General features: G+C 59.9%; 15 protein-coding genes. 3 read left to right on the top strand and 12 right to left on the bottom strand.

Annotation, left to right across the window (positions count from 1 at the left end; all coding sequences use genetic code 11):
• Window positions 1–42: 42 nt before the first annotated feature.
• Complete coding sequence (ybaL, locus tag ACUTQY_RS11740) at window positions 43–1,734, bottom strand: YbaL family putative K(+) efflux transporter (RefSeq protein WP_004940247.1); 1,692 nt, start codon at window positions 1,732–1,734, stop codon at window positions 43–45.
• A gap of 245 nt (window positions 1,735–1,979) precedes the next feature.
• Window positions 1,980–3,200, bottom strand: coding sequence for an MFS transporter (locus ACUTQY_RS11735; protein ID WP_046688379.1), 1,221 nt, complete (start codon window positions 3,198–3,200; stop codon window positions 1,980–1,982).
• Window positions 3,201–3,378: 178 nt separating this feature from the next.
• On the opposite strand from ACUTQY_RS11735, the gene ushA reads away from it, so the two are divergent.
• Entirely contained in the window at window positions 3,379–5,031 is a 1,653-nt protein-coding gene (gene ushA / locus ACUTQY_RS11730; protein WP_033651116.1) for a bifunctional UDP-sugar hydrolase/5'-nucleotidase UshA, read from the top strand.
• Between the two features lie 108 nt (window positions 5,032–5,139).
• Here the strand turns inward: ushA and ACUTQY_RS11725 are convergent, their stop codons facing one another.
• Window positions 5,140–5,907: an AraC family transcriptional regulator gene (locus ACUTQY_RS11725; RefSeq protein WP_047572418.1), complete on the bottom strand. Its 768-nt coding sequence runs from the start codon at window positions 5,905–5,907 to the stop codon at window positions 5,140–5,142.
• Window positions 5,908–6,006: 99 nt separating this feature from the next.
• Here ACUTQY_RS11725 and ACUTQY_RS11720 point away from each other — a divergent pair, with 99 nt between their 5' ends.
• The gene (locus ACUTQY_RS11720; protein WP_033642123.1) at window positions 6,007–7,170 is read left to right on the top strand and encodes a multidrug effflux MFS transporter; all 1,164 of its coding nucleotides are present in this window, start codon (window positions 6,007–6,009) and stop codon (window positions 7,168–7,170) included.
• A 3-nt stretch (window positions 7,171–7,173) separates the two neighbouring features.
• On the opposite strand, the gene ACUTQY_RS11715 is transcribed toward ACUTQY_RS11720, so the two are convergent.
• The 6 genes from ACUTQY_RS11715 to ACUTQY_RS11690 form a co-directional block, all read right to left on the bottom strand.
• Window positions 7,174–7,941: a thioesterase II family protein gene (locus tag ACUTQY_RS11715; RefSeq protein WP_046688381.1), complete on the bottom strand. Its 768-nt coding sequence runs from the start codon at window positions 7,939–7,941 to the stop codon at window positions 7,174–7,176.
• Between the two features lie 63 nt (window positions 7,942–8,004).
• Complete coding sequence (locus ACUTQY_RS11710) at window positions 8,005–8,742, bottom strand: tryptophan 2,3-dioxygenase family protein (protein WP_046688382.1); 738 nt, start codon at window positions 8,740–8,742, stop codon at window positions 8,005–8,007.
• Entirely contained in the window at window positions 8,739–9,551 is an 813-nt protein-coding gene (locus tag ACUTQY_RS11705; RefSeq protein ID WP_046688383.1) for a cyclase family protein, read from the bottom strand. Before ACUTQY_RS11705 ends, ACUTQY_RS11710 begins: the two co-directional genes overlap by 4 nt.
• On the bottom strand, window positions 9,538–15,246 hold the full coding sequence (locus tag ACUTQY_RS11700; protein WP_342188267.1) for an amino acid adenylation domain-containing protein: 5,709 nt from the start codon (window positions 15,244–15,246) through the stop codon (window positions 9,538–9,540). The genes ACUTQY_RS11705 and ACUTQY_RS11700 overlap by 14 nt, the downstream gene beginning before the upstream one ends.
• 68 nt (window positions 15,247–15,314) lie before the next feature.
• Window positions 15,315–16,250, bottom strand: a complete 936-nt coding sequence (locus ACUTQY_RS11695; protein ID WP_033651120.1) for a diiron oxygenase — start codon at window positions 16,248–16,250, stop codon at window positions 15,315–15,317.
• A 13-nt stretch (window positions 16,251–16,263) separates the two neighbouring features.
• A complete protein-coding gene (locus ACUTQY_RS11690; RefSeq protein WP_071845084.1) occupies window positions 16,264–16,548 on the bottom strand; it encodes a 2Fe-2S iron-sulfur cluster-binding protein in 285 nt (94 codons plus the stop codon).
• Window positions 16,549–16,902: 354 nt separating this feature from the next.
• On the opposite strand from ACUTQY_RS11690, the gene dacB reads away from it, so the two are divergent.
• The gene (gene dacB, locus ACUTQY_RS11685; RefSeq protein WP_046688386.1) at window positions 16,903–18,369 is read left to right on the top strand and encodes a D-alanyl-D-alanine carboxypeptidase/D-alanyl-D-alanine endopeptidase; all 1,467 of its coding nucleotides are present in this window, start codon (window positions 16,903–16,905) and stop codon (window positions 18,367–18,369) included.
• Window positions 18,370–18,379: 10 nt separating this feature from the next.
• Here dacB and ybaK read toward each other — a convergent pair whose 3' ends face one another.
• The 3 genes from ybaK to copA form a co-directional block, all read right to left on the bottom strand.
• Window positions 18,380–18,859 (bottom strand): Cys-tRNA(Pro)/Cys-tRNA(Cys) deacylase YbaK, encoded by a 480-nt coding sequence (gene ybaK, locus ACUTQY_RS11680; protein ID WP_004940240.1) that lies wholly within the window; start codon window positions 18,857–18,859, stop codon window positions 18,380–18,382.
• A gap of 228 nt (window positions 18,860–19,087) precedes the next feature.
• A complete protein-coding gene (locus tag ACUTQY_RS11675; protein ID WP_033641125.1) occupies window positions 19,088–19,894 on the bottom strand; it encodes a TraB/GumN family protein in 807 nt (268 codons plus the stop codon).
• Window positions 19,895–20,027: 133 nt separating this feature from the next.
• On the bottom strand, window positions 20,028–22,739 hold the full coding sequence (gene copA, locus ACUTQY_RS11670; RefSeq protein ID WP_342188265.1) for a copper-exporting P-type ATPase CopA: 2,712 nt from the start codon (window positions 22,737–22,739) through the stop codon (window positions 20,028–20,030).
• Window positions 22,740–22,839 lie beyond the last annotated feature (100 nt).

The raw sequence follows: 22,839 nt of genomic DNA, 5'->3' as shown, positions 1-22,839 counted from the left end.
GAAAAGGTCCGGCATGCCGGACCTTTTTTTGTGCGCGGTGCCTCAGATCGGGCAGCCCCCCATTTTTTCTTCTTCGCTCAGGGTATCCAACTGCAGGATGTTCAGCATGCTGTTAGCGATCTCCCGTTCGCCCATCACCACCTGATTGGCGCCGCGATCGGTGATGTAGGCCACTTCGTCGTCGTAGTGGGCGCGGGCGATGATCTCGATGTTCGGCCGCTTGGCGCGCGCCGAGGCGACGATCTCGCCGGCCTCATAGCCGTTGGGGATGGTCAGCAGCAGCCAGCGCGCGCAGTCGAGCCGCGCCAGATCCATCACTTCCGGATTGGCGGCGTTGCCCAGCACCGTCTTGATACCCTGCTCGCGCAGCGCTTCCACCCGCGGGCGGGAGTTCTCGATCACCACCAGCGGAATGCCCGCCTCGGCCAGTTTGCCGCCCAGCAGGCTGCCGACGCGGCCGTAGCCGACCACCAGCGCATGGTTGCACATGTCCACCGGGATCTGCTTCTCTTCTTCCACCGCCTCTTCGAGGATTTGCTCTTCGATGGTTTCGGTTTTGGCCAGATAGCGCTCCAGCAGGGTGAACAGCAGCGGGTTGAGCATGATCGACAAAATGGCGCCGGCCAGCACCAGATTGCGCCCGTGTTCCGACATCATGCCCAGCGCGATGCCAAGGCCTGCCAGAATAAAGGCGAACTCGCCGATCTGCGCCAGGCTGGCGGAGATGGTCAGCGCGGTGCGCTTGGAGTGACCGAACATTTTCACCAACAGGAACGCGGCGGCGGATTTGCCGAACACGATGATCGCCAGCGTCGCCAGCACCGCCAGCGGTTCGTTAATCACGATCATCGGATCGAACAGCATGCCAACCGAGACGAAGAACAGCACCGCGAACGCGTCGCGCAGCGGCAGGGTGTCGTGCGCCGCGCGGTGGCTCAGCTCGGACTCGTTCAGCACCATGCCGGCGAAGAAGGCGCCCAGCGCGAAGGAGACGTCGAACAGCTTCACCGCGCCGTAGGCGATGCCAAGCGCCAGCGCCAATACCGCCAGGGTGAACAGCTCGCGCGAGCCGGTGCTGGCGGTTTTCGACAGGATCCACGGCACCAGGCGGCGGCCGACCACGATCATCAACGCAATGAAGGCGATGACCTTACCGATGGTCAGCGCCAGCTCCATCAGCAGCTGGCTGCTGCTGGCGTTGTCGTTGCCCAGCATGTTGCCGAAGGCGGGCAGTAATACCAGCGTCAGCACCATCGCCAAATCTTCGACGATCAGCCAGCCGATGGCGATTTGCCCGCGCTGGCTGTCGATCAATTGCCTCTCCTCCAGCGCGCGCAATAGCACCACGGTGCTTGCGGTGGAGAGACAGAGGCCGAACACCAGGCCGGAGATCAGATCCCAGCCGAGCAGCTTGGACAGCCCCATGCCGAGCAGGGTAGCGACGGCTATCTGCGCCACGGCGCCGGGTATGGCGATAGATTTTACTGCGAGGAGGTCTTTCAAAGAGAAGTGCAGGCCAACACCGAACATCAACAGGATAACGCCGATTTCCGCCAGTTCCGGCGCCAGTGAGGTATCGGCGACGAAACCGGGGGTGAACGGGCCGGCGAGCACCCCTGCGGCCAGATATCCCACCAGGGGTGAGATGCGCAGGCGGTTCGCCAGCATACCGAGGAGGAAGGCGAGTACTAACCCTCCGACGATGGTGGTGATGAGCGGTGTTGAATTATGCATCCATACTCCTTCTGGCTATGCATCGCGGCACGGGAGAAACGCAACAAAGTTACGAAAAGATACATTTAGTTTATTGCATTTGTTCGCGGCTTGCTTGGCTAATTTGGTCTTTTTTGTAAAAAAGCAGAGGATTTCGCTTAAGGCGCGTCAATGAGGGGGTTTTGTGCCAGATAAACCAAATAACATTGATTTATCCGTAGGATAACCCGGATGAATAAATACTTTCATCCGGGCAGTTCGCGGGGTTATTGCGGTTTATGCTCCATATTGGGCAGTAGCGCGGTAATAATGCCGATCAGCGGCAGGAAAGCACAGATTTGGTAGACCAGCTCGATACTGGTCAAATCCGCGACATAACCAAGAACTGCCGCGCCTAACCCGCCCATACCGAAAGCAAAACCGAAGAATAAACCGGAAACCATGCCGACTTTACCGGGGATCAGCTCCTGTGCGTAGACCAGGATGGCGGAGAACGCTGAGGCGAGAATAATCCCGATGATCACCGTCAAAATGCCGGTCCAGTACAGGGATGCATGGGGTAAAATAAGCGTAAATGGCGCTGCACCAAGGATTGAGCCCCAAATAACGTATTTTCTCCCTATCTTGTCGCCAAGGGGCCCGCCGATGATGGTTCCAGCGGCCACCGCAAACAGGAAGGCGAACAGGTGAATTTGCGCATTCTGCACCGAAACGCCGAACTTATGTATCAGATAAAAGGTGTAATAGCTGCTGATACTGGCCAGATAGAAGTATTTAGAGAAAATCAGCACCAGCAGAATGCCCAGCGAGTAGGCGACGGTACGTTTTGGCAGCAGTTTCAGCATTGCGGGGCTTTTCGGCTGCCCTTTCGCCGCCCGATGCTGATGTTGGTACCACTTGCTGACCTGCAGCAATACCACGATCGCCAGCAGCGCCGCCAGCGTGAACCAGGCGACGTTGCCTTTGCCGTAAGGCGCGATGATCAGCGCGGCCAGCAGCGGGCCGAGCGAGCTGCCGAAGTTGCCGCCGACCTGGAACAGCGACTGCGCCAGGCCGTGTCGTCCGCCGGAGGCCATGCGCGCCACGCGCGAGGATTCCGGGTGGAATACCGATGAGCCGGTGCCCACCAGCGCCGCTGCCAGCAGCACCAGCGGGAAGGTGTTCGCCACCGACAGCAGCAGCAGGCCGGACAGGGTAAAGCCCATGCCGATAGGCAGTGAGTAAGGCTGCGGGTGTTTATCGGTGTAATAGCCGATCAGCGGTTGCAGCAGGGAAGCCGTGAGCTGATAGGTCAGGGTGATCATACCGATCTGCACGAAGCTGAGGTGGAAATCGGCTTGCAGGATCGGATAAATCGCCAGGATCAGCGACTGGATCATATCGTTGAGCAGGTGAGACACGCTGATGGCGCCAAGGATGGAGAAAGCGGTCCTCTTTACCGTACTGCCCTTGGCGGGCGGCATCGCGCTTTGGCTACTGTCGGTCATATTATTATTAGCCTGATAAGTTGTTGAGCACAGAGATGACATCTTAGGCAGGGCGTTCAATTTTTACCATATCTGAAATAATCAGACTCACATCGCAAAAAATTGAAATCAGCTGTCATTAATTCGCGCTACAATTTCGCCCTCATCATAAAAGCCATTTAATACACGGAGATCCGCCATGCGTTTTTCGCTGAAAACCACCGCATGCGCGTTGGCCGTATCCCTGACGCTGCTGTCGGGGGCCGCCAGTGCCTGGGAAAAGGATAAGACCTACGCCATCACCATTCTGCATACCAACGATCATCACGGTCACTTCTGGCAGAACGATCACGGTGAATACGGTCTGGGCGCGCAGAAAACCCTGGTGGACGGCATTCGCCGCGAAGTGGCGGCGCAGGGCGGCAGTGTGCTGTTGCTGTCCGGCGGCGATATCAACACCGGCGTGCCGGAATCGGATCTGCAGGACGCCGAGCCGGACTTCCGCGGCATGAACCTGGTGGGTTACGACGCGATGGCGATCGGCAACCACGAATTCGACAACCCACTGAGCGTGCTGCGCCAGCAGGAGAAGTGGGCGACCTTCCCGCTCTTGTCCGCCAACATCTACCAGAAAAGCACAGGCCAGCGCCTGTTCAAGCCTTACGCCTTGTTCGACAAGCAGGGTATCAAGATTGCCGTGATCGGCCTGACGACCGACGACACCGCCAAGATAGGCAATCCGGAGTACTTCACCGACATGGAGTTCCGCGTGCCGGCGCAGGAAGCGAAGCAGGTGGTGGAGCAACTGCGCAAGGACGAGAAGCCGGACGTGATCATCGCCGCCACCCATATGGGGCACTACGACAACGGCGAGCATGGCTCTAACGCGCCGGGCGACGTGGAGATGGCGCGCAGCCTGCCGGCGGGATATCTCGACATGATCGTCGGCGGCCACTCGCAGGATCCGGTGTGCATGGCCGGTGACAACCGCAAACAGGCGGATTACGTACCGGGCACGCCATGCTCGCCGGATCGTCAGAACGGCACCTGGATCGTGCAGGCGCACGAGTGGGGCAAATACGTCGGGCGCGCCGATTTCGAATTCCGCAACGGCGAGCTGAAGCTGGTGCATTATCAGCTGATCCCGGTGAACCTGAAGAAGAAGGTGGAGAAAGCCGACGGCACCAGCGAGCGCGTGTACTACACCCAGCAGATTGCGGAAGATCCGACCATGATGAAGCTGCTGACGCCGTTCCAGGATAAGGGCAAGGCGCAGCTGGGCGTGAAGATCGGCAGCGTCAACGGCAAGCTTGAAGGCGATCGCAGCAAGGTGCGCTTCGTGCAGACCAACCTGGCGCGGGTGATGCTGGCGGCGCAGAGGGAGCGCGCCGACGCCGACTTCGCCGTGATGAGCGGTGGCGGGGTGCGCGATTCGATTGAAAGCGGCGATATCACCTACAAGAACGTGCTCAAGGTGCAGCCGTTCGGCAACACGCTGGTGCATGTCGATATGAAAGGGCGCGAGGTTGAACAGTATCTGGCGGTGGTGGCCAACATGAAGCCGGATTCCGGCGCCTATGCCCAGTTCGCCAATGTCAGTCTGGTGGCGGACGGCAAGGGCGTCAGCGAGGTGAAGATCAACGGCCAGCCGCTGCAGGCGGATAAAACTTACCGCATGGCGACGCTGAACTTCAACGCGCTGGGCGGCGACGGCTATCCGAAGCTGGACGGGCTGCCGAGCTACGTCAACACCGGCTTTATCGATGCCGAAGTGCTGAAGCAGTACATCGAGAAACACTCGCCGCTGGATGCGGCGGCCTACGAGCCGAAGGGCGAAATCGTCTATCGCTAGAGGCGCCGCGGAACGGCGCTCTCGCTTGTCGCGGGGGCGCCGTTCCCCCCCTCGCTTTTCTCCTCTGCATCAACGCCTTTTGTCAGCGTTGCCGTTTTAAACGGCGTCTTACTTCCTTCTCTCCATATACGCCCTCGGCGGGCAGCCCGCCATATTCTTGAAAAAAGTGGCGAAGGCGCTGTCGCTGGAAAACGCCAGCCGACCGGCGACGTCGGATTGGCTCATCCCTGCGGCCAGCATCTCTATCGCTTTGATCAGGCGCCATTGCTGACGCCATTGTTGATAACCGAGCCCGGTTTCACGGCGGAAAATCCGGCTGATGGTTTTCTCGGAAGCGCCGCTATAGCGCGATAGCTCGTGCAGCGGCGGAAGCATGTCCAGATTGGCCAGATGGCGCAGGCGGCGGTCGCTGGGCAGCGGCAGCAGCGTCAGTTCGCGCGGCGCGGCGGCGATCTCGTCCAGGCAGACCGCCAGAATATTGGCGTAAGGCCCATACTGCCAGTCGGTGTCGAAGGCGGCGAACGCGATGCGTTCCAACACCTCGCGCAGCAGCGGCGAGGCTGTCAGTACGGCAAGCTGCGCAGGCAGACAGGCATAGCGATCGGCGTCGAGATAAAGCGAACGGTAACCGACGACGCCGTTGACCTGAACGCGGTGAGCCACCTGCGGCGGGATCCAGGCGACTCTGCCCGGCGGCAGCATGCAGATGCTTTGGTTGAGCGTGATGCGCATGCTGCCTTGCTGACAGAACAGCAACTGCCCCCTGTCATGCCAATGCGTGCCCGAGTCGTGCTGCGCCAGTTCGGCGGCGATCCCGAGCACCCCGTTGTCGAGCGTATCCGGATTAAAACTGTCCTGCGCCTGCAGCCACGCCATAGTCTGTCCGATTTTGTAAATTTATTGTCTTTTATATTGTAATCGGCGCTGGGACCAGATGCTACCTTGTGCAGCCTATTCTTGGCTACAGGATCTGTTATGCAACGTAAACTGACGCTGACGTTGGCGACGTCGATGATGATGTTTCCCCAGGTGGTGGAGACCATCTACAGCCCTGCATTGACGCATATTGCGCACGGTTTCCGGGTCAGTGCGGAAATGGCGGCGCAAACGCTCTCTTGTTACTTTTTCGCCTTTGCGCTGGGCGTGGTGGTATGGGGACGGATGTGCGACGTCATCGGACGCCGTCCCACCATTTTGGCCGGGCTGACGCTCTATCTGCTGGCTTCTCTCGTTGCGCTGTTCAGCGGCAGCTTCAGCGTACTGCTGGCCGCGCGGGTGCTGGCCGCCTTTGGCGCGGCGGTCGGTTCGGTCGGGACGCAAACGGCGATTCGCGATCGCTTCGACGGTTATGAATTGGCGCGGGTGTTCTCGGTGATGGGGATCGCCATGGCGATCAGCCCGGCGGTTGGCGTGTTGAGCGGCGCAGTGCTGACTCACTATTGGGGCTATCAGGGGGTGTTCGGCGGTTTGGCGCTGTTGGCGGCGCTGTTGCTGGGCTATGCCGGTTGGCAACTGCCGGAGACGCGTCCGCAACAGGTGGTGAAGAATTCATTTTTCGGCACGCTGGGACGGATGGTCAAGGACGGGGATATTTGGCTCAGCGCGCTGTTGGTGGCGTTGTTCAATATTTGCATGTTCAGCTATTACCAGCTGGCGCCATTCCACTTCTCGGCGTTGGCGCTGCCGGCACAGTGGTTCGGTTATACCGGTTTGGTGTTGGCGGCCGGGGTGGGCATCGGCGCGGCGATCAACAAGTTTTTGATCGGCAAGCACTGGCTGTTCCCCGCGCTGTTGATGCTGGCCTGCGGATTATCGCTGACCGGCGGCCTGCTGGTACTGCTGCTGGAAGGGAGCTTGTGGTTCGTTCTGCCGATGATGCTGGTGGTGATGGCGTACGGTATCGCCATTCCCAATATTCTGGCGCGCGCGCTGCGCCATTATAAAGACTGCATGGGCACCGCCGGCGCCATCCTTGGCCTGATGTATTACCTGATGCTCGGCGGTGGCTTGGTGTTGGCGGGGCTGTCGCAGCACCTGGGCGCCGTGCTGTCGCTCTGCAGCCTCTGCGTGCTGCTGTTGGCGTGGCGGGTGGTGCACAACGAGCGTCGTTTGGCGATGCTTGAGAGTGAAAACGCCTGACGGCTATATGCTGGCCGGTTCACTCAGGTGGCCTGCCAGCAACTGGTGAATGCCGGCTATCACGGCGTCGCGCTGCGTGGTGATATACATATGCCCGCCGGCAAAAGTGCGCTGCTGAAAGTCGCCTTGCGCGATCCGGCGCCAGTCGAGCAAATCCTGCCGATCGATCAACTCGTCGTTTTCACCATAAAACATCGCCAGCGGGGCGCGGTAACCCGGTTGCGCAGGGAAAAGCAATTGGCTGGACAGCATCAGATCGGCACGGATCAGCGGCAGATAGTAATCGAGCAGCGCGCTGTCGCCGATGAGCGACGCATCCAGACCCTCACCGGCACATAGCGCGTTCAACAAAGCGGCACGCGGCATTCTCAGCAACGAACTGTGGCGCGCCAGGAAGGGCGATGAACTGGCGGAAATGATCAACTGCAGCGGCGGCTGAGGCAGCGCCGTCGCTAACGCCAGCGCAACCCGTCCGCCAAGACTGTGGCCGAAAAAGATCAGCGGTTTATCCTGCAGTGGCTGCAGTGCTGGGATCAGTTGATTGATGAGTGATTGGGGGTGGCAGAGCGGCGCTTCGTTCGCCCGCTCCTCTCGACCGGGGTATTGCACGGCATAGAGTTCGATGTCCTGATGCAACGAGGGGCTCCACCCCTGAAAGGCAGTGGCGCCGGCGCCGGCGTGGGGAAAAGCGATCAGCCGCAGGCTGCCCTGGCGTCCCGGCGTCAGCGGTTTCAAGCTGCGTGGGGCGTTGGGGAAGTGGGTGCAATGCATGGCGAAATCCGTATTTTCAGGGGGCCAAGGAAGCCTGAGCCTCCTTGGCGTTAAGGAACGCATTCAGTTGATGGCGTTCCACAATTCATCGAAGATCGGCGTGAACAGCGTAGATTTCAGATAATCCGAACCCGATGAACCGCCGGTACCTTTCCGCTGCCCGATAGTACGTTCCACCAGTTTCACATGGCGGTAACGCCACTCCTGCAGCAGTGAATCCAAATCCAGCAATTGATTGAGCAGCAGCGACTCGCAGCTCGAACGTGTCAGCGATTGCCTGATGATGTCGTCGAAGCCTTGTGCCGCCTGATTGGGCTGGTCATTGAGACGCATCAGATGGCCGCGTATTGCCTGCCATAGGGAAACCGGTTGGATGATAGCCGCCAGTCGGCGTTGTACCTCTTCATCACCTTGATACTGCTGTAGTTTCTTCGGATTTTCCTTGCCGAGTAGCGCTTCTATACCGGCGAACTGGTAGGATTGAAAACCGCTGGCGGTGCCGAGATAGCTGCGAAAACGCTGGAATTCGTGAAACTTCAGCGTGCAAATCACGGCGATCTGATTCACCACGGTTTGGGTAATGGCATTGACGCGCGTCATCGTTTCGATCGCCGCCGGTATATCTCCTTCTTCGATCTGCGCGATCGCCAGATGAAGCTCATCGATCAGCTGCTTGAACCAGAGCTCGTAGGTTTGATGAGTGATGATAAACAAGTTTTCATTGCGGTGTTCCGCAGACGGCGAGGCTGGCTGTTGCAGCGACAGCAGCTGGTTTAGCTGCAGATAGCTGGCGTAATTCATGATGTCACTTTCCCTGTAGAAAACGAAAATAAGATGGGCCGGCTGGGAAGGGCATCCCCGCTCAGATCCGGCAGTTGAATGGTCAGAAAATAGTGTCCCGCCGTGGCCTGCGCGGGAACCTGAATCAGCTCGGTCACGGAGGCGTATTTGCGCCCTTCTTGCGGCCTGTCGGGGGCCTCAAGCCCCCAAAAACGGCGATGGTTGTCCATGCGTCCGCCGTCGTATAGACGGTCGATCGACGGAATGTCCACCAACAGATGCTGGACGCCGAGTTCGACGATGCGCGCCAAGGCTTGATGGCTGAAGTAGGGCGCGCAGGACGCGGCGCGGAATTCGCTCGGCGCCTCGACCGCAATCACCAAAGCCTGCAGGTAGTCGCCCGACAACGGCGCCAACGCGTCCTCGAGCGCCGCCCGGGTAATCAGCCAATCTTCACAGGCAGCGCTGGCGTTATAGCTCTCCGCGGTCGCGTCCGCTCGCTGCGGCCTGACGCGAATCAGGGTGGCGGCAATGAACGGTTCAAGCGGCAAGTCAGCCACGTTGCGCGTTTCAGGAAGAATATGGCCGATGCATTCGGTGTGCGTACCATGGCAGTGCGGCACCAGGCTGATGCGCTCGGCGTTGCAGACCCCGCCATGACGCACGCTGGCGACGGTATCGCCGTAACTCAGCGGCGCCGAGTCGGCGGGGGCCACACCATAAAGGTTGGTTGGGTTATCGGCGAAGTCCAGCCTGGCCGAGAGCCGCAGCGGCTCTCGGTGGTCAAGGTGATGACAACGCCCTTGGTGGTACACCTCAATGCGTTTCATCGGCGGCCTCGGCAGTTTTGCTCAAGGCCAGCGCGGTAAGTTCGCGGATCTGGCTGTGCATGATGAATTCGCGGATAGTCAGCGAGACGCCCATCTGTTGACGAATGGCGTGCAGCAGCTGCGGGATCTGCAGTGAATTTCCACCCAGGCTGAAGAAGCTGTCGCAGACGCTGATCTGCGTCTGTGACAATACTTGTTGCCAGATATGCTGCATGGCGCTTTCCGCCTCGTTGGCCGCGGGCGTGTAGTCCGCTTCGGAAGCCGAGTAGCGGGTTTCCGGCGCCGGTAGCCGACGGATGTCGATTTTGTTGTTGTTGGTGAGCGGGAAGGCCGACAGCACCACAAAACCGGACGGGATCATGATATTCGGCAAACGGGCTTTCAGCGCCGTGCGTACCGCTTTTTCATTCAGCTCTTCGCCCGACGTTAACTGCAGGTAGCTGACGATGCGGGCCTGCTGGCCTTCACCGACAATTAAACTGAGTGACCGCTCGATATTGTCGAGGGACGATAGACTGAGATCGATTTCGCTCAACTCAATACGGTGGCCGCGAATTTTGACCTGGTGATCGTTCCGGCCGAGATACTCCAGCTGCCCCTGTCGATTAAAACGCACAATGTCGCCGGTGCGGTACATATAGCGCTCGGCGCCGAACGCCTGACGCCGTAGAAAGACCTTATCGCTCAGCGTCGGGTTGCGCCAATACCCCGGCGATACCCCTGCGCCGCCCAGCCACAGCTCACCAAATGCGCCGCTTGGCAGCGGGTTGCCGGCCTGATCCATGACCAGAACCTCAGTCGCCTGGATCGGCGTGCCGATACAGTCGCTTGCGCCTTCGTGAGTCAGATCGGCGCAGGTCGACCAGATGGTGGTTTCCGTCGGGCCATACACCTGCAGCACCCGTGTCGCGATGCGTCGCAATTGCGTCAACAGGGCCGCCGGCATTTTCTCGCCGCCGCATAGCACGGTCAGGGGGCGTTGGCTCGCCGCCGGCAGGTGGTGGACGATGGTACTCCAGACGGTAGGTGTCGCTTGAATCACGCTGGGCTGCTGTCGCTCGATAAAGTGATACAGCTTGACCGGATCCATGGCGGTTTCTCGTGGACACAGCGTGACGTGTGCGCCGCCGGCCAGCGAGCAGAACAGTTCCAACCCAAAAATATCGAAACTGATGCTGGTCAGGCTGAGCACCTTATCGCGCGCGCTCAGCGCCAGCCGCCCGACGAAGTCGTTGGTGAAATTGTTCAGGTTGCCATGCGTGATCATCACCCCTTTGGGGTTACCGGTTGAGCCTGAGGTGTACATGATATAGGCCAGCGTATCGTCGGCTGGGATCGGCAACGCGTCGGCCGCTGCAGGATGAGAAACCAGCGAGTCGAAACCGACGGCGGGACTGGCCCAACCTTGCTCTGGCTCACCATCGGTCACCAGCAACCGGGCTTGCGCGTTCTCGATCATGTAGCTCACGCGGTCGGCCGGGTAGTGTACGTCAATCGGCACGTAGTGTTTGCCGGCTCTCAGCACGCCGAGCAGGAGCACGGCGACGTGGCAACTTTTCTCCATCATGACGCCGACCGAGAAAGGCCGGCTGTCGATGCGCAGCAAGGCATGCGCGACGCGTTCAGACTGCGCCCACAGCTGACGGTAGCTGTACTGATGCCGTTCGCAGCTGACGGCGAGGCTGTCAGGCTGGGTATGTGCCAACCGGCCAATTTGCACCAGCAGCGAGTCACGTGAGCCTGCGTCCGCGTTGACGGCCAACTGTTGCAGCCAATCTTGTTCCCGTTCGCATAGCGGGTTAAGGGCATGCTGCGCCGTATTGGCCGGCAGGGTGAGCAGTTGTTGCAGCGTTTGCTGATAGTTGTCCAACAGCATCTGCATGCTGGCGGGATAAAACAGTTCGCTGGCGTAATCGAGTTCGATGGCGACGGCGCCTTGTTCCACACTGAAGTTCCAGGTCATATCGAACATCGAGAAGCCCGATGAAAGCGGCAAGCGATGCAGCGTGCAATCGCGCAGGTTTTGTTGGCATACGTCGCCGGCGTTCTGCAGGATCGCCATGATTTGGAATAACGGATTTTTGTTCGACATCCGCTCGTATTCGATCTGGTGCAAGATCCGGTCGAACGAGAGCTGCTGATGCTGATAGGCGCCGATGCAGGTTTCCATCATGTTACCGATCAGCCCGGCGAGGGTGTCCTGTTCGCCCAGTTGGATACGCAGCGGAACGGTATTGACATGGAAGCCGCTGACTTGCGCCTGATCCAGGTTGTCCCGCGCTGCGATGGCGGTGCCGATGACGATATCCTGCTGCTGAGTATAACGGCTGAGCAGCAAACTTAATGCCGTGCAGAGCAAGGCGAAAGGCGTGGCGCCCAGCGCTTTGCCCCGTGACGCCAGCAGATCGGCGACGTCGGGCTGCAGCTGATAATGGATGCGCTCTCCGGCGTGCGTCGGCATTAGCGGGCGCGGTTTATCCAGCGGGAAGTCCAGTTCGCGGCAGCCTTGCAGTTGCTGTTGCCAATAAGCAACATCCGCCGGCGCGGGTGACGCGATGCCGCTATTGACGATGTCGATAGTTTGAATCTGCGGTTGCGGTGCGTCGAAGCCGTTGTGATTGTCGAGCTCGTTATAGCGCTGCCACAGATCGTTAAGGATCAGTTGTTCGCTCCAGGCATCGGTAATAATGTTGTGTTTTACCCAAATCAAAACATGGTGCTGCTGATGATACTGGACCAGCCGAAGCACCAGCGGCGGGCGAGCGGTGATGTCGAAAGGCGTGGCACACAGTTGGCGCACCCACTTTTCTGCCGACAGCGTTTGGCCTTCCACCCAGTGATCGGCAAGGCGAATCGGGGTATGTGGTTCTGCCAACTGATAGGCGACACCGTCGGTTTCGGTGAAACGAGTGCGCAGGCTTTCATGTTTTTCATAAATAAAATTGATCGCCTGCTCAAAGCGCCCCAGATCAAGCGGGCCCTGGATGTCTACCGCCAGCGGCAGGTTGTAACTGCAGTCGTCAGGATTCAATGCGCTCAGGTACCAGAGCAGGTTCTGCTGCGGGCTGAGCGGCGCGCGGCGTTCGTCGCAGATCGCGATGGCGCGCTCCGCGGCAACGGCCTTATTCTCGATATATTCGGCCAATTTGCGCACCGTATTGTGGCGGAACAGATCGGCGATGCTCAGGTGGCAGCAAAGATCGCGTGCGACGAGCGCGACGATTTTGCTCATAGTCAGCGAGTGCGCACCCAGGTTGATGAACTCCTGTGTGACGTCGGCTTGCGGACAGCCGATGGCGTTGGCCACGATGCGCTCGAGAATAGCCTCCGTTTCGGTTTCCGGCGGCGTCAAGCGCTCATTGCGCTCATCCAACGGCCAGTTTTCCAACTGTTGACGGGCGATCTTGCCATTGATGGTCAGCGGCAGCGCCGGCAAGAAAATAAAAACGCTGGGGATCGCGGCGGGGTGGAGCTGTGTGACCAACGCGTGACGCAGCGCGTCGATCGTCAGCTCAGGCGAAACGGGTTGCACGAAGGCGGCGAGAATTTTGCCCGAGGGCTGGCTGCGAGCGACCACGCAGGCGCTTTCAACCAGTGGGTGACTGCGGACGGCGCTTTCCACTTCTCCCATCTCGATGCGCACTCCGCGTATCTTCACCTGGTGATCGCGGCGGCCGACGAAAATAATGTTGCCCTGTTCGTCCCATTTGGCGATGTCGCCGGTTCGATAAAGACGCTCTTCGGCCGCCATATACGGTAGCCGACAGGTAATGAACTTCTCTGCGCTCAGCGCCTCTTGATGCAGGTAACCGTGCGCCAGGCCGCTGCCGGCGATGCACAGTTCGCCCTCAAAACCGACCGGCAGTGGATTATGGTGGGGATCAAGGATGTGGCAACGGTAGTTTTTCAGCGGTTTGCCAATGCAGTTCCAGGGAACGCCGGGACGATACTCGCACAGCGAAGTGGCAATGGAAGCCTCGGTCGGCCCGTAACCGTTGCACAATCGGGTGCGTTCGGCCCACCAGGCAACGACGTCCGCAGGCGGGGCATCTCCCATGACGATCATCGTCCGCAGTCCCGGCCACATTTCGCGGGGCAACAATTCCAGAATTGCCGGCGTAATAGTGATATGGCCGATATCGTGTTGAGTCAGATAGTCGTGCAGCGCGCCGACATCGGTATGCAGCTCCGAGGGCGCAAGATAAAGCGTCGCGCCGCTGACTAACGCGCCATAGACGTCCCAGCCGAAGGCGTCGAAACCCAGCGAGGCGATGGCCAGCACGCGGCTGCCTTGCGCCAGTCCAATGAAATCGCGGTGGTTTTGCGCCACGTTGCTCAGGCCTTCACGCCCGATCATGACGCCTTTGGGCTTGCCTGTCGTCCCGGAGGTATAGCAGACGTAGGCCAGAGCGTCTCGCGATTGAGGGAGTTGCTCCGCATGGATGTTCAGCGAACGGTAATCAATGCTTGATGGCGCAATGCATGGCGCGTCGCCGGAGTGCAACGGCGAGTCGGCCAAAATCAGCGCGGGCTGTACGTCGTCAAGAATGCTTTGATTGCGCGCCGCTGGCGCCTGCGGGTCGAGCAGTACATAGGTTTTATTGCTTTTCAGTATCCCCAACAGCACGATCAGCAGCGTCGCTGACTTGTCCATCGAGACGGCGACGACCGAACTGGCGGCGCCGCTGTGTTCAAGCAGCCAACAGGCAAACTGATCCGAGGCGCGATCGATTTCTCCATAGCTGTATGTCTGGCCATCGGCATGCAGCGCGGCCTGTTGCGGATGAGCGGCGGCGGCGTGGCGGAACAAAGCGATGACGTCGTGCGCCAGGAGCTCGGCATCGTCGGTTGCGTTGAATTGGCTCAGGCGATGTAACGTGTGAGGTTGAGTAACAATGGGCGCGGCGATGGGATCGGCCGGATCTGCCAATAGCGCGTCAAGATAGTCGGTGAACGCGTTGAAACGCATGTCGTCGCCATACAGGGTAAGCTGAGTGCCGTCACCGCAAGCCGCTACGTCGACCATCACTCGTGGCTGGGCATAGCGTCCCTGTTTGAGCGCGCCGGTTTCATTAAAGAAGAAATGTTGCAGCTGTGCGGGGGACGTGATGTCCGCTACCGGCACCGTATGGAAGTCGGCGCCGGGTTGCCAGGTGAGATGGCAGAGATCGCTGCCGCAACGTCCCTGCATCTGATCGCCAAGACGTTCCATCAGCAATGCGGTCAATTCGCGCATGCGCGTCGGTGATTCGGCATAGTATTTACGCGCCAAGCGGTAGGGAAGTTCTTGTACCGGCGGTATACCGCCACGCGACAGCTCGACCACAATGTCGACAAGCCTTTCCTGCAGCAGGGGAAGTTGGGCGTCAGCGGCCATATCCGACAGCGCATCGCACAGATAAGCGGCCTGGCCGGCGGAGCTAAAGTACAGAGAGAAGTGTTCTTGGTTTTGCAGGGTGTCAATGTCGTTAATATTTTTTTTATTGGTTGCGAGCGTCAGCAGATTTTTTCCCTGCTGTTGCAGTCGTCGTATTGTTTCAGCGTTATTTTCAGTGGTGATAATAAGGTCGAGCTTTTCGGTTGGGCGGTGTTCGAGACTGATAAAGCTAACCTGATGGCCGTATTCCTGGATTTCGTCGGTTAATAATTTACCGCAGGCGCTGTCGCCGAAATAGCCAATATGAAGTAATTCCATTTTTGCTTCCTGAGAATAATGGTTTCCCTTGCGGAATATCAAAGGTGCTGGATTTTTATACCGGTTAATTAGATTTTTGCATGCAGCGCATCGGCGATAGGCAAATCAGCCAGAATGCCCGATTTATTCAGCGCCACCAACATTTGCTCCGTGACGATATTATTGGTTTCCCACGGTTTAACATGCGTTGCTGGATAAGTGTCTGCGATGATGTCGATAATTTCCGCTTCTGTCAGTCCGAGTTGGCGCAACATGCAGGCGCTGAAATCTTTGGCGATAGCGTCGGTTGCGTAGCCTTCCAGGAAAGCCAAAATCGGTTGTTGCAACGCTTGCTTGGTGGCCGCGTCGCTGTGGCGCCAGATATGGCTCAGCACCTGCTGTGAGAAGCGGGCATGGCGGCCTTCATCCGCAACGTGATCTTTCATCACCAGATAGAAGGTCGGGAAGATATCTTCGTTGTTGATCACATCGATCAGATCGGTCGTCAGCGCCTGCTCCGACAGGGACACGCAAACCAGTCGCAGCAGCTCGCGCAGCCGTTCGTCGCCCATTGCCAACGATTGCGCCAGGGCATAGGAGGCCTCGGTATCTTTTGGCATCGGCAGCGGCGCAATGGACGTCATCTGCTCTACCTGATTGATCAGATCCAGCGCCACCAGGGCGTGATAGGACTCATCCACGACCACGGTCAGCGCGTCTAAGCGCATTTCAAGCGGAAAGTCTACGCCGACCGCGTTTTTGTAGAGCTTGTAACTGGAATCATTGATGATATCCAACTCGATGTTGGCGATGCCATTCAGGTAATGGTAGAGGGTTTGTACCTGAATATAGCGCAAGGCTTGTTCACCGAGCGCGGCAACGCGCGGATGGAGGCACAGCGGCAGACGTTCGAGGGGGAAGAAAAGGGTTGATTGGCTGTCCTGTTCGTTGAGAAGGCGACGCGGGCGAGAGCGGACAATCGCGGCGCGATCCCATTTTTTCAACGTGGTTTCAATGAGGCTCATCGGTTAATCCTTATTAATAGAGTTCTATTTCAATATCCGATTGTGAATAGGCGCAGCAGGCCAGAATAATATTCTCTTCCAACTCCTCTTCGCATAAGGCACTCTGTTTTTCATGGCGTATATTTCCGCTGATTAGAAGTAATTTGCAACAGCCGCACCTCCCCTTTCGGCATAGGTTGGGAATGTCGATATTTAATCTTTCAAAGTTTTCAAGCAGCGACGTTTCAGGACAAAAGTCACCGATGCCCGCGCCATCAAAAATAACTTGATGACCATCGGGCCCTGTATTTGCAGACATGGCGTGTTATTCCCTATGGAAGTCAGTGAGTGAGATCACATTTTAAAATTCATATAAGTAAATTGTTATTAATAATAGGTTGTGAGTTTTAATGGGGAGTAACGATAGCTTTGGCTTTGTTTATTGTCAACACGACACATTAAAAACATTAACATTATATTAAAGGTTGTTTCACATAATATAGTTCATATTCAAACTTTATTGCCTGGATTGTTTAGCAATTCTTATTATTGCTTGTTTTATAATATCAATAGGCAAAAATCGTTGTTCAGTGAATGGAAAACAGGACGTCGCCGCCTTCCAATGATAGCCTGAGCGACAATTTGGTTTTGATAACGCAAACAGGAAGATGACATGTTGAAAACCGCAGGCTGGCTGCTGCCCGCCATCGTGGCGCTGGCGGGGTGTTCGTCATCCGGCGAACGTCATGGACAAACCCTCAGCCAGGCGCTGGCGGCCCTCGGCCAGGACAAGGCGTTGGCCGGGGCGTCGAACGGCGTGATGGTGCGCGATGCCGACAGCGGCAAAGTGCTGTATCAGGCGCACGCGGAGCAGCGTTTGGCGCCGGCTTCCAACATGAAGATCTTCACTTCTTTGGCGGCGTTCGGCGTGCTGGGGGCGGATTACCGGTTTGAAACCCGGCTGCTGACCGCCGGCGAGCAGCGCGGCGACACGTTGCGGGGAGATCTCTATCTGCAGGGCAGCGGCGATCCGACGCTGCATCCGGACGATCTCGACACCTTCGCCGCGGCGCTGGCGCAGCGCGGCATCCGTCATATACAGGGGCGGTTGTTGCTGGACGCCGGCGCCTTCGATCAAACGCCATTCGGCGCCGGCTGGAGCTGGGACGATGAACCCTTCGCCTTCGCTGCGCCGATCTCGGCGCTGAACTACGCCTTTACCCCCGGCGGCGATATCAACGTGGTGCAGGTGGATGTGCGGCCGGGCGCTCGCGCCGGCGCGCCGGGACGGGCGAGCTTCTATCCCGCCAATGACGCGGTGACGCTGGTCAATCGCACCACCACCGGCAGTGACACCGCGCTGACGTACGAGCGCCGGCCGGGCAGCAACCGGATCGTGGTCAGCGGCACCATCGCCGCGCAGGCGGAGGCCAGCTCGCGATTGATTACCGTCGATCAACCGGCCCTCGTCGTCGGCGCTTTATTGCAACATGCTCTGCGCGCGCACGGCATCACCCTGCGCGGCAACGCTGAAGAGGGCGTGACGCCGGCCGGCGCACAGCTGCTGGCGAAAAAAACCTCGCCGCCGCTCTCCCGCCTGGTCGTTACCTTCCTGAAAGTGTCCAATAACGGCTACGGCGAGATATTGACCAAGGCGATGGGCCGCAAGACGCAGGACAAAGGGGATTGGGCCGCCGGCCTTCAGGCGATAAACGGATTTGTGCAAAGCCAGGGCATCGCGGCCGACGCGTATCGCCAGGTGGACGGTTCAGGGCTGTCGCGCATGAACCAGATCACGCCGCAACAGCTGACGACGCTGCTGCTGGCGGCCAGAAAACAGCCGTGGTTCGCCGACTGGTATCGCGCCTTGCCCGTTGCGGGCGAGCCGGGGTTGCTGGTGGGCGGCACGCTGCGTAACCGCATGGTGAAAAGCGCGGCGGCGGGGCGCGCTCACGCCAAGAGCGGTTCCATGACCGGCGTATCGTCGCTCAGCGGCTATGTCGATTCGGCGACCGGGCGGCCGCTGGCGTTCGCCATCATCAGCAATAACTATCTGGTGCCCGGCGCGCAGGTGAAGGCACTGGAGGACCGCCTGGTGGAAACGCTGGCGGCCTGTGACGCCACGGTGGTGTGCCGCTGAGTACGCGGCGTCAGTCGCGTTTGGCGATGTCGGCGAAGCTGCCGGCCAGCAGGCGGCACAGATCGGCGGCGGCCAGCTCGATATCCAGCCCGCGTTTGCCGCCGGAAACGTAAATGGTAGCGAACGCTTGCGCCGGGCTGTCGATCACCGTCGGCAGCCGTTTTTTCTGCCCCAGCGGGCTGATGCCGCCCACCAGATACCCGGTGACGCGCTGCGCCAGCTGCGGATCGGCCATCTCGGCCTTTTTGGCGCCGAGGGCGCGGGCAACCTTTTTCAGATCCAACTGGGTTGCGACCGGCGTGACCGCCACCGCCAGGTGTTTGGCGTCGCCGTTCAGCGCCACCAGCAAGGTTTTGTAAACCCGATCGGCATCCAGCCCCAGCTTTCTCACCGCCTCATCGCCGAAGTTGGTTTCGTCGCTGTCGTGGTGATAAGGATGGAGGGTGAAGGCGACCTTTTGTTTCTCAAGCAGAACGACTGCGGGCGTCATGATGTGTTGTCCAAAATGTCCCCGGTGGGGAAAGGGTGATAACCAGCCTTAAAAATACAAAAATCCAACCAGCCCGGCAACCTGAGCGGCTGTTACATAAAGCGGGTTGCCAAGATATTCACCGGGTTGCTACCCTGTTTACTGTAACCGTTAACACGGTTGCTATGCGTATAACTAGAATACAAGAAATTCCTCTTTGACTGGCCAATAGCGATATTGGCCACTTTTTTACCCCTGCGGCTGCAGCATCGCCGGCAGGTTATCCTCGCCATACAGGTGCAATGCGCCAACCGCCACCACATAGTCTCCGGCCGGCAGCGCCTCCAGCTGACGCCGCCAGTCGCGATTGCGTTGATGCATCAGCACGTCGTAAAGCCCGGCGCTGAAGGTGGCCGGCAGCGTGTCCAGCGTGCCGCGCGGTTTGGCGTCCAGCCACCAGCTCACCATGGTTTGCAGCAGCCGCGCGTTGGTATGCCAATGCTCCAGCGTATCGCGCAGCAGCGCGATGCCGCCTTCCGGCAGCTGTTCCAGCAGCGCCAACTGCTGCTGCGCCCCCTCGAGTTCGATCACCGGTTTGTCCTGCGCTCTGGCGGCCTGCAGCAGCTGATAATCTACGCCGTACTCTGCGCGCAGCCCCAGACGCTGAGCCTGCCGCGCCTGCATCATCAGCGCCACCTGCCAGCCGGGCAGGGTGGCGAAGGCGTGCGGATCGGCGCCCAGTTCGTGGCACAGCGCCAGCAGCTGTTGATATTCTTCGGCGGACAGGCGCTGTTCCAGCTCCGGCTGTTGCTCTGCGTGGTCGAAAGGGGAGGCGGCGCCGGTGATATCGGCTTCGACGATCAGCGCGTCGGCCTGTTGCAGCCGGGCGGCCAGCCGGGGCGGCAGCGGCGACATATCGACGGTGCCCATATGGATGCTGCCCACCAGATGGAGCCGACGCTCGCCCGGCAGAGTGATGTCCAGCGCCGGATAAGCGTAACTTTTGGGCGAGATCAGGCCGAGAAAGGCGGCGAGGCGGCGTAACAGTTGACCCATACGGCGTGGCTCCTGAATAACGGGTGCGCGTTTTCGCGTGCAAGGCGAGGGAAAATCGTCATTCATGCTAAACGCTATCCGCCGCGCAGGGAAGCCCGGAAAACAGCGGGGCGCCTTGATGGCGCCCCGGAGCTTACTTCCTGGGTTTAAAACGCAGCAGCCGGTTGGCGTTGCTGACCACGGTAATGGACGACAGCGCCATCGCCGCGCCCGCCACCACCGGGCTGAGCAGCGTGCCGGTCAGCGGGTAGAGCACGCCGGCGGCGATCGGAATGCCCAGCGTATTGTAAATAAAGGCGCCAAACAGGTTTTGCTTCATGTTGCGCAGCGTGGCCTTCGACAGTTCCACCGCATCCGCCACCCCGTGCAGGCTGTGACGCATCAGGGTGATGGCGGCGGTCTCGATGGCGATGTCGCTGCCGCCGCCCATCGCGATGCCCACGTCGGCCTGCGCCAGCGCCGGGGCGTCGTTGATGCCGTCGCCGACCATCGCCACGCGTTGGCCCTGCGCCTGCAGCTGTTTGATCGCCGCCGCTTTGCCGTCCGGCAGCACGCCGGCAATCACCCGATCGATACCGGCCTCTTTGGCGATGGCGTTGGCGGTCACCGGGTTGTCGCCGGTCAGCATCACCAGCTGATATCCCTGCTGGTGCAGGCGCTGCAGCGCCGCTACGCTGTCCTCGCGCAGCGGATCGCGAATGGCGAACAGCGCAGCCGGTTTACCGTCAACGGCCAGCAGCACCGGCGTCACGCCGCGTTCGGCCTGGGCGCGCATCGGCGCCTCCAGTTCGTCGGCCGCGACCTGATGTTGTTTCAGCAGCGCGGCGTTGCCCAGCAGCACCTGCACGCCGTCGATCTCCCCGCTGACGCCGGCGCCGCGCAGGGTGCGGAACTGCGCCACCTGCGGCAGCGTTTGCCCGGCGGCGCGTTCCATGATGGCGCGCGCCAGCGGGTGGTTGGAGCCTTGTTCCAGCGCGGCGGCCCAGCCGAGCGCCTGCTGTTCGCTGACCTGATTGAAGGTCAGGATCTCCACCACCTGCGGTTTCCCTTCCGTCAGGGTGCCGGTTTTATCGAACACCAGGGTGTCCAACTGGCTGGCCTGCTGCAGGGCGTCGGCGTCGCGCACCAGCACGCCGAATTCCGCCGCGCGGCCCACGCCGGAGATGATCGACATCGGCGTCGCCAATCCCAACGCACATGGGCAGGCGATGATCAGCACCGTGGTGGCGATCACCAGCGTATAGACCAGCTGCGGCTGCGGGCCAAAGAAGTACCACACCGCCGCGCTGAACAGGGCGATCGCCACCACCGCCGGCACGAACACCGCCGAGACGCGGTCGGCCAACTGGCCAATCGCCGGCTTACTGCTCTGCGCTTGACGCACCAGTTTGATGATGCGCGCCAGCGTGGTTTGGCTGCCGATGGCGGCGGCGCGGAACAGCACGCTGCCGTCGTCGACTACCGTCCCGGCATGCACCGTGTCGCCGGGGCCTTTTTGCTGCGGCACCGCTTCGCCGATCAGCATCGCTTCATCGAGCCAGACTTCGCCCTGCACGATTTCACCGTCGACCGGCACGCGATCGCCGGTGGTCAGCCGCAGCGTCATGCCGAGCTGCACCTCCGCCAGCGGAATATCGCGCTCGCCGTCGTCAGTCACCAGCCGCGCGGTGGGCGGCGTCAGATCGAGCAGCCGCTCCAGCGCCTGCGAAGAACGCTGGCGGGCGCGCTGTTCCAGCGCATGGCCGAGGTTGATCAAACCGATGATCATCGCGCTGGCCTCGTAATAGAGGTGACGCGCCTCCATCGGGAAGAAATCGGGCCAAATGTTGACGGCGATCGAATAGAGCCAGGCGGCGCCGGTGCCGAGCGCCACCAGGGTATCCATGGTGGCGCTGCCGTTCATCAATGCGCGCCAGGCGTTGCGGTAGAAGTGCCCGCCGGCGAACACCATCACCGCCAGGGTAATGACGCCGACCAGCAGCCAGGGGCGCTGGGTTTCCGGCGTCAGCGTCATGCTGCCGCCGAACAGCCCCCAGGCCATCAGTGGGATACCCAACGCCAGCCCCAGCGCCGCCTGCCAGCTAAAGCGCTTCATGTTGGCGCGTGCGGTCTGTTGCTGACGTTCGCGGCGTTCGGTTTCGTCCTGAATCATCTCGGCGCCGTAGCCGGCTTTTTCCACCGCCGCCACCAGCGCCTGCGCATCGGCGGCGCCGGTCACCAGCGCGCTGCGCTCCGCCAGGTTGACGCGCGCATGCTCCACGCCGGGAACGCTTTGCAGCGCCTGCTGCACCTTATTGACGCAGCTGGCGCAGGTCATGCCGCTGAGCAGCAGCTGTACGCTGTCGTCCGCGCTGTCGGTTGCCGGAAGAGAAGGCTGCGCCGCTGGCTGAACGTCCGGCAACGAAGGTGTTGCGTCAGTCAACGGCTCAGTTTTTGGGACGACGGCGCCCGCCACGCTGGCGTGATAACCGGCATGTTCCACCGCGGCGATCAGCGCCTGCGGATCGGCATCGCCGTACACTTTCGCGTTGTCGATCTCGACGTCGGCGGCGAACACCCCCGGCACCGCTTCCAGCGCCTTGCGGGTGCTGCCGACGCAGTGCATGCAGCTCAGGCCGCTCAGCTGTAATTCGGTGTCGGCGCGCGGCGCGACTTCTGCCTGATAGCCGGCGGCGATCACGCTGTCGATCAATGCGCTGTCCGGCGCTTCGCCGGTCACTTTGGCGTAATGGACGTTAACCTCCGCCTGTTCGACATCGCTGCGGCTTTCCAGGGCTTTTTTCACCCGCTGCGCGCAGTTCATGCAGGACAACCCCTGCAATGCCAGCATAGTGGTGTGTGACATGATTGAACTCCTTGCGTAGAGGCGGTGTTTAAAGGTTGACCGCCTGACCTGTTTTCACTAAGAATGGAGCTTAAACCTTCCAGCAAGGGTAAGGTCAAGG

The sequence above is a fragment of the Serratia sp. TSA_130.1 genome, assembly GCF_052691795.1.
Note: the sequence above shows the minus strand (reverse complement) of the source record. Positions and strands in the feature narration are given on the sequence as shown.

Bases quoted from the DNA above. Each gene is read 5' to 3' on its own strand.
- ybaL (WP_004940247.1), bottom strand. From the start codon at position 1,734: ATGCATAATTCAACACCGCTCATCACCACCATCGTCGGAGGGTTAGTA.
- ACUTQY_RS11735 (WP_046688379.1), bottom strand. From the start codon at position 3,200: ATGACCGACAGTAGCCAAAGCGCGATGCCGCCCGCCAAGGGCAGTACG.
- ushA (WP_033651116.1), top strand. From the start codon at position 3,379: ATGCGTTTTTCGCTGAAAACCACCGCATGCGCGTTGGCCGTATCCCTG.
- ACUTQY_RS11725 (WP_047572418.1), bottom strand. From the start codon at position 5,907: ATGGCGTGGCTGCAGGCGCAGGACAGTTTTAATCCGGATACGCTCGAC.
- ACUTQY_RS11720 (WP_033642123.1), top strand. From the start codon at position 6,007: ATGCAACGTAAACTGACGCTGACGTTGGCGACGTCGATGATGATGTTT.
- ACUTQY_RS11715 (WP_046688381.1), bottom strand. From the start codon at position 7,941: ATGCATTGCACCCACTTCCCCAACGCCCCACGCAGCTTGAAACCGCTG.
- ACUTQY_RS11710 (WP_046688382.1), bottom strand. From the start codon at position 8,742: ATGAATTACGCCAGCTATCTGCAGCTAAACCAGCTGCTGTCGCTGCAA.
- ACUTQY_RS11705 (WP_046688383.1), bottom strand. From the start codon at position 9,551: ATGAAACGCATTGAGGTGTACCACCAAGGGCGTTGTCATCACCTTGAC.
- ACUTQY_RS11700 (WP_342188267.1), bottom strand. From the start codon at position 15,246: ATGGAATTACTTCATATTGGCTATTTCGGCGACAGCGCCTGCGGTAAA.
- ACUTQY_RS11695 (WP_033651120.1), bottom strand. From the start codon at position 16,250: ATGAGCCTCATTGAAACCACGTTGAAAAAATGGGATCGCGCCGCGATT.
- ACUTQY_RS11690 (WP_071845084.1), bottom strand. From the start codon at position 16,548: ATGTCTGCAAATACAGGGCCCGATGGTCATCAAGTTATTTTTGATGGC.
- dacB (WP_046688386.1), top strand. From the start codon at position 16,903: ATGTTGAAAACCGCAGGCTGGCTGCTGCCCGCCATCGTGGCGCTGGCG.
- ybaK (WP_004940240.1), bottom strand. From the start codon at position 18,859: ATGACGCCCGCAGTCGTTCTGCTTGAGAAACAAAAGGTCGCCTTCACC.
- ACUTQY_RS11675 (WP_033641125.1), bottom strand. From the start codon at position 19,894: ATGGGTCAACTGTTACGCCGCCTCGCCGCCTTTCTCGGCCTGATCTCG.
- copA (WP_342188265.1), bottom strand. From the start codon at position 22,739: ATGTCACACACCACTATGCTGGCATTGCAGGGGTTGTCCTGCATGAAC.